The sequence below is a fragment of the Phycicoccus elongatus Lp2 genome (assembly GCF_000367525.1).
GTDB classification, from domain to species: domain Bacteria; phylum Actinomycetota; class Actinomycetes; order Actinomycetales; family Dermatophilaceae; genus Phycicoccus_A; species Phycicoccus_A elongatus.
This window is the reverse complement of sequence record NZ_HF570956.1, coordinates 165,168-177,676: the sequence shown is the minus strand read 5'-3', so window position 1 is coordinate 177,676 and position 12,509 is coordinate 165,168. Positions and strand designations below refer to the sequence as shown.

The following is a 12,509-nucleotide window of genomic DNA, read 5'->3' as shown; positions in this document are numbered from 1 at the left end:
CCCCGAGGGCACGGCCGGTGGCGCGCGCCGAGACGCGGAGCACATCGCGGGCGATGTCCCCGTCGGCGTCGTCGGCCAGGCCGGCCGCGGCGAAACCTGCCGCGGTGACCTCCCGCCCACCCAGGGCCCGGTATGCCGCGAAGCAGCCACTGCCCGAGGCGACGGCCTCGAGGTGACCGACGCCGCCGCAGCTGCACGGCATACCGGCGGCGTCGGGGGATCCGACGTGGCCGAGATGCCCGGCCGCGCCTCGGGCTCCGTGCACGACATGCCCGTCGACGACGTGGGCACCACCGAGCCCGGTGCCCACGGCCACCATCAGCATCGATCCGTGCCCCTGTCCGGCGCCGTGGCGGGCCTCGCCGAGCGCATGGGCATGGACATCGTTGAGGCAGCGGGTGGGCGCCCCGAAGGCAGCCGCGAGGTGGTCGGCGAGCCGAGTGCCGGCCCAGCCGCGGATGAGATCCGTTGCGTGGGTGACCACGCCCTGCTCGATGTCGATGACGCCAGCGCTCGAGACGCCGACGGCGTCGATGGCGAGCTCGTCGGGCGAGGTGGAGAGTGCGGCCCGGCCGGCGGCCACGGCGGCGTCGAGAACGGCGGCAGTTCCCTCAGTGGCCGGCGTGGGGACGACGACGCGGTCGCCGGCCGAGGCCTTGCTGCTGTCCGGCGCACCCAGCGTGACGACGGCCGCAGCAGTTTTCGTGCCCCCGATGTCGAGGGTCAGGACTCTCACGTCAGGCCCACGTCCTGCAGGATCGAGCGGATCCGGGCGGCGTCCTCGTCGCCGATCGGCGACATCGGGCTCGACATGACATTGGTGCTGAAGACACCGAGCTCGCGCAGGGCGGTCTTGAAGGATCCGACACCCGCGGCGGGGCCGACCTTGCCACGGGGCTGGAAGACGATCTCGAAGAGGTCGGCCAGCCGGTCCTGCTCGACCCGGACGGTGGCCCAGTCCTCGACGCGGGCGGCGCGGTCCATGCGGACGTAGCCGGCCGGGTCGACGTTGGCCAGGCCGGGGACCGCTCCGTGGCCACCGGCCAGGTAGGACCCGTCGACGACGACCTCGTGGCCGGTGAGCAGGGAGATGCCGGAGCCGGAGCGCGCGACGTGGATGGCGAGTCGGCGGAAGGCCACGTCGTCGCCCGAGGAGTCCTTGACGCCGACGATGACACCATCGTTGCCCCACTGCACCATCTGGTCGACGGAGAGCTTGGTGTGGACGCAGATCGGCAGGTCGTAGGCCCACAGCGGCACGCTCGTCGCGGCGGCGATGGTGCGGAAGTGGGTGTCGATCTCGTCCGGACCGGTCACGGCATAGAAGGGTGCGGTCGCGACCAGTCCTGCCACACCGAGCTTCTCGGCAGCGTGCACGTGCGCCAGGACGCGGCTGGTCTGCATGTCGATGACGCCCGCGAGCACGGGCACCTGGCCGGCGACGATCCCGACGACGGTCTCGAGCACGGTCTTGCGCATCGCGTCGTCGAAGAAGGCGACCTCGCCGGACGAGCCGAGCGCGAAGAGCCCGTCGACACCGCCGTCGAGGTGACGGGCCACCAGGCGTTCCAGGCTCGGCACGTCGACGGTGCCATCGGCCGACAACGGCGTCAGCAGCGGTGGGATGACCCCGGTGAGGGCGCCGGTCGCGGTGACGGGTGCGGTGGTCATGAGCGTGCTCCTTGGGGAGTCGATGGTCTGTGGCTGGTCAGAGCAGGGAGGGGGTGGCGGACAGCAGGGTGCGGGTGTAGTCGTCCTTGGCAGAAGTGAAGATCTCCTCGGCAGTGCCGGTCTCGACGGCGCGCCCGGCGTTCATGACGATGATCCGGTCGGAGACATAGCGCACGGTGTTGATGTCGTGCGAGATGAAGACCAGGCCCAGGCCGAGTTCGGCCTTGAGGTCGGTGAGCAGGTTGAGCACCTGCGCCCGCACCGACACGTCGAGGGCGGAGGTGGGTTCGTCGGCGACGATGAGGTCCGGCTGCAGAACGAGAGCGCGTGCGATCGCGACGCGCTGGCGCTGGCCGCCGGAGATCTGCCGGGGCAGCACGTCGAGGGCCGACAGCGGGAGGCCGACCAGCTGCAGGGTCTCGCGCACCGTCGCCTCGCGTGACCGCGCGTCGCCGATGCCGTGCACCCGGAGCGGGTCGGTGAGTTGGTCCCGCACGATCATCCGTGGGTTGAGGGCGGTCGCGGGGTCCTGGAAGACGACCGAAACGGCGCGACCGAGCTCCTTGCGCGCAGCAGCGCTGTGCTGCAACGGCTTCCCGCGGAAGAGGACCTCGCCCTCCGTGGGCTTCTGCAGGCCGACCATCACGCGAGCGAGGGTGGACTTGCCACAACCGGATTCGCCGACGAGGCCGAGGACCTCTCCCTTGGCGACGGCGACGGAGACGCCGCGGACGGCGTGCACCTTGTCGGGGCGGAAGAGCTTGCCGGTGCGGGACTTGTGGACGACGTGGACGTCCTTGAGTTCGATGACGGGAGTGGCACTCATCGGTTGCCTCCTTCGGGGCCGGCCGAAGCGGCAGCAAGCGCCGTCTCGAGAGCCTGGGTCGCGGCATACCGATGGGTGGTGCCGGGAACGGTGCGCAAGGTCGGCCGCTCCTCGCTCCCGATGTCGCGATGCACCGAACGTGGCGCGAATCGGTCACCGACGACGAAGTCGCGCGGCGAGGGGACGGTGCCCTGCACCTGGTGCAGGCGGGTGGCCCGGGTCTCGATCGACAGGACGGCACCGAGCAGGCCGCGGGTGTACTCGTGGCGGGGGTCGACCAGCAGGTCCTTGGTGTCGCCCTGCTCGACGACCTGACCGGCATACATCACCGTGATGCGGTGCGCGAGCTGGGCGACCAGCGCCAGGTCATGGCTGACGAAGACGGTCGCGAAGCCGATCTCGCTGCGCAGGTCGTTGAGCAGGTCGACGACCTGCTGCTGGACGGTCACGTCAAGAGCCGTGGTCGGCTCGTCGGCGATGACCAGGCGGGGATTGCGGGTGAGCGCCATGGCGATGAGCACGCGTTGGCGCTGGCCACCGGAGAGCTCGTGCGGATAGGACTTGAGCGTGCGTTGCGGATCGAGGCCGACCAGCTCGAGCAGGTCTGCGGCAGTTCGCTTCCCACCGCGGTGGATGAGTTGCTCGAGCTGGCTCTTGATGAGCATCGAGGGGTTGAGCGAGGAGAGCGCGTCCTGGTAGATCATCGCCATGTCGTGACCGCGCAGCGCATTGCGCTCCTTGGCCGACATGGTGAGCAACTCGCGGCCGTCAAAGCGGATCGAGCCGGTGACGCGGGCGGTCGGCGGGAGCAGGCCCATGATCGCCAGGGTCGTGATCGACTTGCCGCAACCGGATTCGCCGACCAGGCCCATGGTCTCGTTGGGACGGACGTCGAAGCTCACCTTGTCGACGATGTCGACATCGCCGTGGGCGGACGGGAACCCGATCGAGAGGTCCTTGACCTCCAACAGGGGGGCCGCGTCATCGGTGAAGACCAGGCGTCGGTCGAGATCCCGCTCCTTGACGGCAAGGGTGGCGAGATTCGCCGCGAGCAGGCGCTCGGCCTCGAGTGGGTCGACCTTGCCGAGCACCTTGCCCGCCTGCGGGTCGAGCAGGCCACCGGCAACGGCCTCGTCGAGCACGCTCGCGTCGTGCTCCCCGCGCTCGCTGGGGTAGGCCACGGCGTTCTCCGTCGTCGGGGTCACGTATGCCGTGCCGCTGGCGGTCGCGCCGCCGAGGGCCCGCTGGGCGGCCTCGACCTGGGCCTCGTCGGCCTCGACGTCGGCGCGGACCTTGGCTCGGGGGCTGGCAAGGGTGTCGGTCAGCCCCTCGGAGAGGACGTTGAGGCACAGGACGGTGAGCAGGATCATCAGGCCGGGGAAGAAGGTCGGCCACCAGTAGCCCGACAGGAGGACCTGCTTGCCGTCCGCGAGGATGTTGCCCCAGGACGGGTCCGGCGGCTTCACACCGGCGTTGATGAAGGACAGTGACGCCTCGAAGACGATGGCGTCGGCGACGAGCACGGTGGCGAAGACCATGATCGGGGCAAGGCAGTTGCGCGCCACGTGCTTGACGAGGATCCAGGGGGTCCGGGCACCCATGACCCGCGAGGCGGCGACATAGTCCTCGCCGAACTGTGCGAGCACGTTGGCGCGGATGACGCGCGAGAGCTGCGGGACGTAGAGGAAGCCGATCGTGCCGATGAGCACGGGCACCGAGTTGCCGAAGACGGCGACGAAGACGGCCGCGAGCGCGATGCCCGGGAAGCTCATGACGATGTCGAGGATGCGCATGAGCACCTCGGACACGACCTTGCCCGCGGTGGCGGCGATCGAGCCGAGGACGGCCGCGGCGAGCAGGGCGCCGGCGGTGGCGCACAGGCCGATGAGCAGCGAGGTCCGGGCTCCGTGGACGACCCGGGAGAAGATGTCGCGGCCGATGGCGTCGGTGCCGAACCAGTGCGCGCCACTCGGCGGCTGCACCGGGGTGCCGGTCGCGAGCGGGGACTGGGTGGCGACCAGGGGCGCGAAAACGGCGACCAGGCCGAGCAGGAGGAGGAAGGTGAGGACGATCTTGCTGGCGATCGGCAGGTCGCGAATCGCGCCGAGGCGGGCGCCGGCCGAGCCCTCGAGGCGGCGGGTGAGTCCGGGACGCAACATCAGATGCTCCTGATCCGCGGGTTGACGATGACGTAGAGCAAGTCGACGATCACGTTGACGACGATGAAGGCGATGGCGACGGTGAGCGTGACGCCCTGCACCAGGTAGACGTCATTGCGGGTGACGCCGTCGAGGATCAACTGGCCCATCGCCTGGATGTTGAAGATGATCTCGATGATGACCGCGCCACCCATGAGGTAGCCCACGCGCAGGCCCAGGACCGTGATCGGCGTGATGAGGGCATTGCGCAGGACGTTGCGGGCGATGACGGTGCCGCGCGGGATGCCGCCGCCGATGGCGGTGCGGACGTAGTCCTTGTCCAACTCCTCGACCATCGCCGTGCGCACGACGCGGGTCAAGGACCCCGCGACCGGCACGGCCAGGGCCAGGGCCGGCAGGGTGAGGTTGTTGACATAGGTGGCCGGGTCGGTGAAGAACGACGTCCACGAGGTGATCAGTGCGGGGAAGACCCCCCAGGCTCCGGGGATGGTGCCGAGCCACTGGATGAGCAGGATGGCCAACCAGAAGGACGGGGTGGCCAGGGCCGCGATCGACAGGATCCGGATGGCGTGGTCAACCCAGCCATCGCGGTGGACGGCGGCGAGGACCCCGAACACCAGGGCGATGACGACGGCGATGATCAGCCCGATGAAGGTCAACTGAAGCGTGATCGGGAACGCCTTGAGGACGACATCGGTCACCGGGGTGTTGCCCGTGGTGGTGCCCAGGTCGCCCTTGAACAGGCCACCGAGGAAGGAGAAGTAGCGGGTCAGGAGCGGGTCGTTCAATCCGTGCGTCTCGCGGTAGGCCTCCAGCGCGTCGGCTGATGCCGACTCGCCGAGGGCCAGTCGGGCCGGGTCGGCCGGGGAGAACGACATGACCGCGAAGACGAGGAAGGTCACGCCCAGGACCATGATCGGGAAGGCCGCGAGCCGGCGTCCGATCAGGCGGAGCAGATTGGTCATGGTCGAGCCTTCCGCACAAACGTCATTGGGTGGGCGAACGGGGTGGAGGGGAACAGCTGGCCGAATGGCCGGACCCGGCGGGGGAGGTCAGGGATTCCCCCGCCGGGCCGAGATCACTTGGTCGAGCCGGTCTCGAGGAAGCTCAGGCCGGTCAGCGAGATCGGCTTGAAGTCCACGAGGGTGTCCTTGTCCCAGGCGGTCGGAGCCTTGCGGTGGAACAGCGGGTAGAGCGGGACCTCGTCCGAGACGATGTCGAAGATCTCGCCGGCGGTGGACTTGCGGGCGCTCTCGTCGGCCTGCTTGATGCCCTTGTCAAGCAGATCCTGCACCTGGGTGTGCGACGGGGTGCCCGCCCAGTGCATGCGCGAGTCGGTCCAGGTCTTGCCGGCGTACCACCAGCGAAGCAACAGGTCCGCGTCGTTGCCGAAGACCGAGGGGTCACCGGGGGCGATAACGACGTCGTAGGCGTCGGGCTTGCCGTCGATCGTGTTGTAGACGTCCGAGGACTTCTTCTGCTCGAACGCGACGTCGACGCCGACCGCCTTGAGGCTCTCCTGGATGATCGGCGTGCACTTCTGCACCCAGTCGTGGTCGGTGCAGAGCATCCGGAAGGAGGTCACGCCGGCCTCGGCGAAGAGCGACTTGGCCTTGGCCGCGTCGAGGGCGTAGGTCACCTTCGCCTTCTTGTATGCCGGGTGGTCCTCCTGGACGAAGCAGGTCGCCGGCGTGGCCTGGCCGAGCAGGCCGGTCTCGATGACCTTCTTCATGTCGATGGCGTAGAAGAACGCCTGGCGGGCCGCCTTGTTGGCGAACTTGTTGCCGGCCGACTGGTTGAACATCGCGAAGAGCAGGCCGAAGCCCTGGACCGACTCGACGTTCGCGACCGCCTTGAGCTGGTCGATCGAGAGGTAGGGGACCGAGTCGATGGCCTGGACCGTCTTGGACTGCAGCGCGTTGGTGCGGGTCGCCGGGTCCGGGATGATCTGCCAGGTCATCTTCGCCGCGCGGGCCTTGCGCGAGCCGTTGTAGTCGGCGAAGCGCTCGAACTGGATCGACTTCGAGGTCGCCCCGTTGTCGGTCATCTTCCAGGGGCCGCTGCCGACCGGGTTGGCGCCGAAGGCGGCCGCGTCGGCCTCGACGGCCTTCTTCGGGACGATCTTGACCACCGAGAGGCGGCGGTCGGCGAAGACGCCGGCCGGGTACTTCAGGGTGAACAGCACCGTGCTGGCGTCCTTGGCCTCGACCTTGTCGATGAAGGGGATGAAGGAGGCGTAGAGCGACTTGTTCGCCGGGTCGAGCACCCGGGTGAAGGAGAAGGCGACGTCCTCGGCGGTGACCGCGTCACCGTTGTGGAACTTCGCGCCGTCGCGCAGCTTGACCTCGACGCTGGTGCCGGTCGGCGCCTTGGGCAGCTCGGCGGCCAGCGCGGCATACGTCTCGCGGGAGGCGGGGTCGATCTCGGTCAGGCCCTCGAGGGTATGCCAGTTGACGGCGACCGTCAGGGCGGCCGTGGTCGTCATCGGGTCGTAGGCGTTGGTGCCCAGCTCGTAGGAGATGGCGCCGAGGATGGTGCCGTTCTCGTTGGCCTTGACCGTCGACGAGGGCTCGGCGGAGCTGCCCGAGGTGGAGTTCTTGTCGGCCGGGGCGCAGGCCGCGAGGGCAGTGCTGAATCCGGCGGCGAGGCCGAAGGCGCTGGCCAGGCCAACGAATCCTCGGCGGGAGGTGGTGCTTTCCAGAGCGTTCATCGTTGATCGCTGCCTTTCGGGTGGCCCGGCGGTAGGTCTCTTCAGTGTAGGACATAGGACGTCTGACGTCCGATGTGATGGACATTAGTGTGCAAGACTGTGGTCCGTCAACCGGCGGCCGCCGGTGGCGGTCTCGGCCGACACCGGATCGTGACCATGGGCCGGGTCGAGGACACGAACCGAACGCGCAAAGAGGGAGGGCGGGATGGCTACATCAATGGCACCGACACGGCGCAAGTCCGTCGTCGAGCAGATCCAGGACATGATTCTCGACCTCGAGTTGCGGCCCGGCGATCCGATGCCGACCGAGGCCACACTCTGTGAGGACCTCGGCATTTCCCGCTCGTCGGTGCGCGAGGCGATGCGCACGTTGCAATCACTCGACATCGTCGAGGTGCGCCACGGCCACGGGACCTACGTCGGGCAGTTGTCCCTGTCCCCACTGGTGACCGGGCTGATCTTCCGCAGCGTTCTCAACACCGACAACTCGTTCGCCACCCTGCGCGACGTCGTCTCGCTGCGCATCGCCCTCGACCTCGGCGTCGCCGACGAGTTGTGCGCCCAGCACGCGAGCACGACCAACCCGGAACTTCGCGGGTATGTCGAGGAGATGCGGACCCGCACCGCCGCCGGCCTGCCCTTCCCCGAGGCGGACGGCGCCTTCCACTCCCGGCTGCTCTCCCAGGTGGGCAACTCACTGGTCAGCGAATTGGCCGCAGCCTTCTGGGAGGTACACACCAAGGTCGTGCCGCTGCTCGGCTTCCCCCCGAACACCGAGATCGAGCACACGGTGGAGGCCCACGACGCCATCATCGACGCGCTGGAGGCCGGTGACACGGCCGCCTACCGGGCAGCCGTGCTCGACCACTATGCGCCCCTCACGCGGGCGATCGAGAAGGCCACTGCGGACTCGCCCGGTGCGGTGCCTACAGTGGCCCCATGATCACCGCGGTCCACACCCTCATCTACAGCGACGATCCCGCAGCGACGCGCGCGTTCTTCCGTGACGTGCTCGAACTGCCCTGGGTCAGCGACGCCGGCAGCAGTGACGAGGGTGCCGACCCCACGACCGAGCAGTCGTGGCTCATCTTCCGCACCGGTCCGAGCGAGCTCGGCGTCCACCCGACGGACACCCCGACCACTGGCGATCGGGTCCGGGCTCCTCGGCACCACCAGATGAGCCTCATGGTCGATGACATCGAGGCCACCGCTGCGACCCTTCGCGAGCGCGGCGGCGTGATCGAGTCAGGGCCGCAGGACTTCGGGTGGGGCGTCGGAGTCGAGGTCGCCGTGCCCGGCACGGACTCGATCCTGATCTACCAGCCGCGCCACGCCACGGCCTACCGAGCCTGAGCGGACCACGTCCGACAAAAGGTCCACCAAGTTCGTCGAATCAAGCCCGCACAACGGTTCTCCGGCACGCAGGCGACGAACTTGGTGGACTTTTGGCATCGGGGAGGTATGCCGCGGGGCCCAGCCCCGCGGCATACCTGCGTCACCGGCGGTGGGCGCGGTACCACTCGATGAGTGCGCGGGTTGAACCGTCCTGCGCGTCGAGGGCGCCCTGATCGCCACCGATCGCCGGAGCGATCTGCAGCGCGAGCTGCTTGCCGAGCTCGACGCCCCACTGGTCGAAGGAGTCGATCCCCCACACGACGCCCTGGACGAAGGTGATGTGCTCGTAGAGCGCGATGAGTTGACCCACGACCGACGGGGTGAGCGCCGGCGCCATGATCGAGGTCGTCGGGCGGTTGCCGGTGAAGACCTTGGCGCTGACGAGCTCCTCCTTGACCCCCTCGGCGCGCACCTCGTCGGCGGTCTTGCCGAAGGCCAGCGCCTTGGTCTGGGCGAAGAAGTTGGCGAGGAAGAGCTCGTGGACGTCCTGACCCCCATCCTTGGTCGGGTGCGCCGGGGTCGCGACAGCGATGAAGTCGGCCGGGATGAGCCGGGTGCCCTGATGGATGAGTTGGTAGAACGCGTGCTGGCCGTTGGTGCCCGGCTCGCCCCAGAAGATCTCGCCGGTTTCGGTGGTCACCGGTGAGCCGTCCATGCGGACGCCCTTGCCGTTGGACTCCATCGTGAGTTGCTGCAGGTAGGCCGCGAAGCGGTGCAGATGTTGCGCGTAGGGCAGCACGGCGTGGCTGGCCGCCTTGAAGAAGTTGACGTACCAGACGTTGAGCAGGCCCATGAGGGCCGGGACATTGCGCGCCCACGGCTCGCTCGCGAAGTGCTGGTCGACGGCGTGGAAGCCGGCGAGGAAGTCGCGGAAGTTGTCCGGGCCGATGGCGACACACACGCTGGTCCCGATGGCCGAGTCGACCGAGTAGCGACCACCGACCCAGTCCCAGAAGCCGAAGGCGTTGGCCGGGTCGATGCCGAAGGCCTCGACCTTGTCCAGCGCCGTCGACACGGCGACGAAGTGCTTGGCGACTGCGCCCGTGCGAGCCTCCTCGGTGTCCTCGATGGCACCGGCGCCGAGCAGGCTGCGCCACAGCCACTCCCGCGCCATCCGCGCGTTCGTCAAGGTCTCCAGTGTGGTGAAGGTCTTGCTCGCGACGATGAAGAGGGTGGTCTCCGGGTCGAGGTCAGCGGTCGTCTCGGCGACATCTGTCGGGTCGATGTTCGAGACGAAGCGGCACTCCAGGCCGTCCTGCACATAGGGCTTGAGGGCCTCGTAGACCATGACCGGTCCGAGATCCGAGCCGCCGATGCCGATGTTGACGATCGTGCGGATCGCCCTGCCGGACACGCCTTTCCATTCACCGGAGCGGACCTTGTCCGCGAATGCGTAGATCTTGTCGAGGGTCTCGTGCACGTCCTTGACGACGTCCTGCCCGTCAACGACGAGTTCATCGGTGCGCGGTCGACGCAGGGCGGTGTGCAGGACCGAGCGACCCTCGGTGACGTTGATCCGGTCCCCGCGCAACATCGCGTCGCGCCGCCCGGCGAGGTCGACCTCGTCGGCGAGCCGGACCAGGGCGGCGACGACGTCGGAGTCGACGAGGTTCTTCGAGAGGTCGACATGGAGATCGGCGCAGTCCAGGGTCAGGGTGCGGGCCCGCTCAGGGTCGGCGGCGAACGCGCCCCGCAGGTCCGGACGGTATGCCGCGTGCAGCCGCTCGAGGTCGGCCCAAGCTGAGGTGGTGGTCGCGTCGACGAGGCTCATGGGTCCAGACTAGGACCGCGCTAGGTTGGAGCGGTGACCGATGCGGCGACCACCCGGCATACCGCCTTCGTGCTCGGTGGCGGCGGAGTGCTGGGTGCGGTCGAGGTCGGCATGCTGCGTGCCCTGCTCGAAGCGGGCATCACGCCCGACCTCATCGTCGGGACCTCTATCGGAGCCCTCAATGGCGCCCTCCTCGCGACCGAGCCGTCCCTGGGGGTCATCGAGCGACTGGAGGGACTGTGGCGGGCCGCTGCCTCGACCCGCGAGGTCTACGGCGACAGGCCGGTCACGCAGATGCGGCGGGCTTTGCGGTCACGCACCCATGTCTTCTCGCCGCAGCCGCTGCGAGAACGACTGGAACAGGAACTCGGTGGTGCTCGATTCGAGGACCTTCCGGTGCACTTCGAGTGCTGCGCGTCGAGCATCGAGCGCGCTGCCGAGCACTGGTTCACCCGTGGCCCTGTCGCTCCGGCGGTCATGGCGTCGGCGGCAGTCCCCGGTTTCTTCCCGCCGGCGCAGATCGACGGAGAGCACTTCCTCGACGGGGGCATCGTCAATTCGGTGCCGGTGGGACGGGCCGTCGAACTCGGAGCACAGGACGTCTACGTGCTCCAGGTCGGTCGCGTCGAGCGCCCGCTCTCCGTGCCGGAGGGTCCGATCGAGGTGGCCAGGGTGTCCTTCGAGATCGCACGACGCCACCGTTTCCACCGCGAGATGGCCCGGATGCCCGAGGGGGTGCGCACCTGGGTGCTGCCGAGCGGCGCTGGATCCTCGCGCGACGACTCCTTCACGGCCTTCCGCAGTTTCGATGCCGTCGAACGCCGGATCACCGCCTCGTATGCCGCGAGCCGCGACTTTCTCGCCGGCCGACACCTCGCGGTCGATGACCATGGCTGAGCGACCACGCTTTCGGATCTGGTTGTGGTGGAGGGTCTTCGGTCTGGTCGGCGGCGCCGCCATCGTGGCGCTGACGATCGGGGCGTGGATCTGGTTGCCCTTGTGGCTGATTGTCGCGGCGTTCCTGTCCGGCCGGTTGCCCGGTCGTTGGCGTGCGCTCCGGCTGCTCTGGTTGGCGATGCTGGCCCTGACGCTGGAGTCGCTCGTCCTGGTGTCGCTCCTCGGGCTCTGGATCGGGTCCGGCTTCGGCCTGTGGATGCGCCGGCCGTTCTGGCAGTGGGCGCACTACGACTGCATGCAGTGGTACCTGCGCAACCTCTTCCGTGAGGCGACCCGTGTTCTGCGGCTGCGGATCGTGACGGTCGGGCCGACGCCCGAGGCCTTTCCCGGTGACCCGCTGCTCGTCCTGTCCCGCCACGCCGGGCCGGGCGACTCCTTCACGATCGTCAACGCGTTGATGAACACCTATGACCGGGAGCCGCGGATCGTCCTGAAGAACACGCTCATGTGGGAGCCGACGATCGGCATTCTCATGCATCGCCTACCCAATCGCTTCGTGCGACCGGACCCACGCCCCGGTCAGGACCTGCGCAGCCAGATCGCCGATCTCGCGCGCGGCCTCGACAGTGACGACGCGTTGCTGATCTTCCCCGAGGGCGGCAACTTCACACCCGGCCGTCGCACGCGGGCGATCGCACGCCTGCGCCATCTGGGTCTGGAGCAGATGGCGGTGCGGGCCGAGAAATGGACCCATGTGCTGGCACCGCGACCCGGTGGGGTCGCGGCGGCGCTCGGTGCCGCGCCCGGAGTCGACGTGCTTCTCTGCGCGCACACCGGCCTGGACCACCTCGCGACCGTCGGCGACATCTGGCGCGAACTGCCGATGGACAAGGAGCTCACCCTGCGCTGGTGGCGTGTACCCCGCGCGCACATTCCCTCGGATCCCGACGGCATCTCGGAGTGGCTCTTCGAGGAGTGGGCCCGCATCGATGCGTGGATCGGTGAGAACCAGCCGCGCACGCACCACTGAGTGGCAGGCGACGTCACCACAAGGGCCGCCCTTGGTGGCTTCCTCGGCGC

The 12,509-nt window shown here is 68.7% G+C and carries 11 protein-coding genes; 4 read left to right on the top strand and 7 right to left on the bottom strand.

Going from position 1 to position 12,509, the window contains the following annotated elements:
• The 6 genes from BN10_RS00880 to BN10_RS00855 all read right to left on the bottom strand — a co-directional run.
• Positions 1–736, bottom strand: a 736-nt coding sequence (locus tag BN10_RS00880) for an ROK family protein (RefSeq protein WP_040750519.1), incomplete at its 3' end; no start/stop codon positions are given.
• Positions 733–1,671: a dihydrodipicolinate synthase family protein gene (locus BN10_RS00875; protein ID WP_010849244.1), complete on the bottom strand. Its 939-nt coding sequence runs from the start codon at positions 1,669–1,671 to the stop codon at positions 733–735. The genes BN10_RS00880 and BN10_RS00875, both read right to left, overlap by 4 nt.
• Before the next feature lie 37 nt (positions 1,672–1,708).
• Positions 1,709–2,497: an ABC transporter ATP-binding protein gene (locus BN10_RS00870; protein WP_010849243.1), complete on the bottom strand. Its 789-nt coding sequence runs from the start codon at positions 2,495–2,497 to the stop codon at positions 1,709–1,711.
• Positions 2,494–4,656 (bottom strand): dipeptide/oligopeptide/nickel ABC transporter permease/ATP-binding protein, encoded by a 2,163-nt coding sequence (locus BN10_RS17065; RefSeq protein ID WP_010849242.1) that lies wholly within the window; start codon positions 4,654–4,656, stop codon positions 2,494–2,496. The genes BN10_RS00870 and BN10_RS17065 overlap by 4 nt, the downstream gene beginning before the upstream one ends.
• The gene (locus BN10_RS00860) at positions 4,656–5,621 is read right to left on the bottom strand and encodes an ABC transporter permease (protein WP_010849241.1); all 966 of its coding nucleotides are present in this window, start codon (positions 5,619–5,621) and stop codon (positions 4,656–4,658) included. Before BN10_RS00860 ends, BN10_RS17065 begins: the two co-directional genes overlap by 1 nt.
• Positions 5,622–5,734: 113 nt before the next feature.
• Positions 5,735–7,366 (bottom strand): ABC transporter substrate-binding protein, encoded by a 1,632-nt coding sequence (locus BN10_RS00855; protein WP_010849240.1) that lies wholly within the window; start codon positions 7,364–7,366, stop codon positions 5,735–5,737.
• Between the two features lie 217 nt (positions 7,367–7,583).
• On the opposite strand from BN10_RS00855, the gene BN10_RS00850 reads away from it, so the two are divergent.
• Together BN10_RS00850 and BN10_RS00845 are read left to right on the top strand one after the other, a co-directional pair.
• A complete protein-coding gene (locus BN10_RS00850; protein ID WP_156917281.1) occupies positions 7,584–8,309 on the top strand; it encodes a FadR/GntR family transcriptional regulator in 726 nt (241 codons plus the stop codon).
• Positions 8,306–8,719, top strand: coding sequence for a VOC family protein (locus BN10_RS00845; RefSeq protein ID WP_010849238.1), 414 nt, complete (start codon positions 8,306–8,308; stop codon positions 8,717–8,719). The genes BN10_RS00850 and BN10_RS00845 overlap by 4 nt, the downstream gene beginning before the upstream one ends.
• 142 nt (positions 8,720–8,861) lie before the next feature.
• On the opposite strand, the gene pgi is transcribed toward BN10_RS00845, so the two are convergent.
• Positions 8,862–10,532, bottom strand: a complete 1,671-nt coding sequence (gene pgi / locus BN10_RS00840; protein WP_010849237.1) for a glucose-6-phosphate isomerase — start codon at positions 10,530–10,532, stop codon at positions 8,862–8,864.
• 33 nt (positions 10,533–10,565) lie between these two features.
• Between pgi and BN10_RS00835 the strand changes: the two genes are divergently transcribed.
• Both BN10_RS00835 and BN10_RS00830 read left to right on the top strand, forming a co-directional pair.
• Positions 10,566–11,429 (top strand): patatin-like phospholipase family protein, encoded by an 864-nt coding sequence (locus tag BN10_RS00835; RefSeq protein WP_010849236.1) that lies wholly within the window; start codon positions 10,566–10,568, stop codon positions 11,427–11,429.
• Positions 11,422–12,459 carry a 1-acyl-sn-glycerol-3-phosphate acyltransferase gene (locus tag BN10_RS00830; RefSeq protein ID WP_156917081.1) on the top strand — a complete coding sequence of 346 codons (1,038 nt, stop codon included), beginning with the start codon at positions 11,422–11,424 and terminating at the stop codon, positions 12,457–12,459. The genes BN10_RS00835 and BN10_RS00830 overlap by 8 nt, the downstream gene beginning before the upstream one ends.
• Positions 12,460–12,509 lie beyond the last annotated feature (50 nt).

What these genes read in the sequence shown, in the direction of transcription:
- BN10_RS00875 (WP_010849244.1), bottom strand. Translation starts at nt 1,671, where the DNA reads ATGACCACCGCACCCGTCACCGCGACCGGCGCCCTCACCGGGGTCATC.
- BN10_RS00870 (WP_010849243.1), bottom strand. Translation starts at nt 2,497, where the DNA reads ATGAGTGCCACTCCCGTCATCGAACTCAAGGACGTCCACGTCGTCCAC.
- BN10_RS00860 (WP_010849241.1), bottom strand. Translation starts at nt 5,621, where the DNA reads ATGACCAATCTGCTCCGCCTGATCGGACGCCGGCTCGCGGCCTTCCCG.
- pgi (WP_010849237.1), bottom strand. Translation starts at nt 10,532, where the DNA reads ATGAGCCTCGTCGACGCGACCACCACCTCAGCTTGGGCCGACCTCGAG.
- BN10_RS00855 (WP_010849240.1), bottom strand. Translation starts at nt 7,366, where the DNA reads ATGAACGCTCTGGAAAGCACCACCTCCCGCCGAGGATTCGTTGGCCTG.
- BN10_RS00845 (WP_010849238.1), top strand. Translation starts at nt 8,306, where the DNA reads ATGATCACCGCGGTCCACACCCTCATCTACAGCGACGATCCCGCAGCG.
- BN10_RS00830 (WP_156917081.1), top strand. Translation starts at nt 11,422, where the DNA reads ATGGCTGAGCGACCACGCTTTCGGATCTGGTTGTGGTGGAGGGTCTTC.
- BN10_RS17065 (WP_010849242.1), bottom strand. Translation starts at nt 4,656, where the DNA reads ATGTTGCGTCCCGGACTCACCCGCCGCCTCGAGGGCTCGGCCGGCGCC.
- BN10_RS00850 (WP_156917281.1), top strand. Translation starts at nt 7,584, where the DNA reads ATGGCACCGACACGGCGCAAGTCCGTCGTCGAGCAGATCCAGGACATG.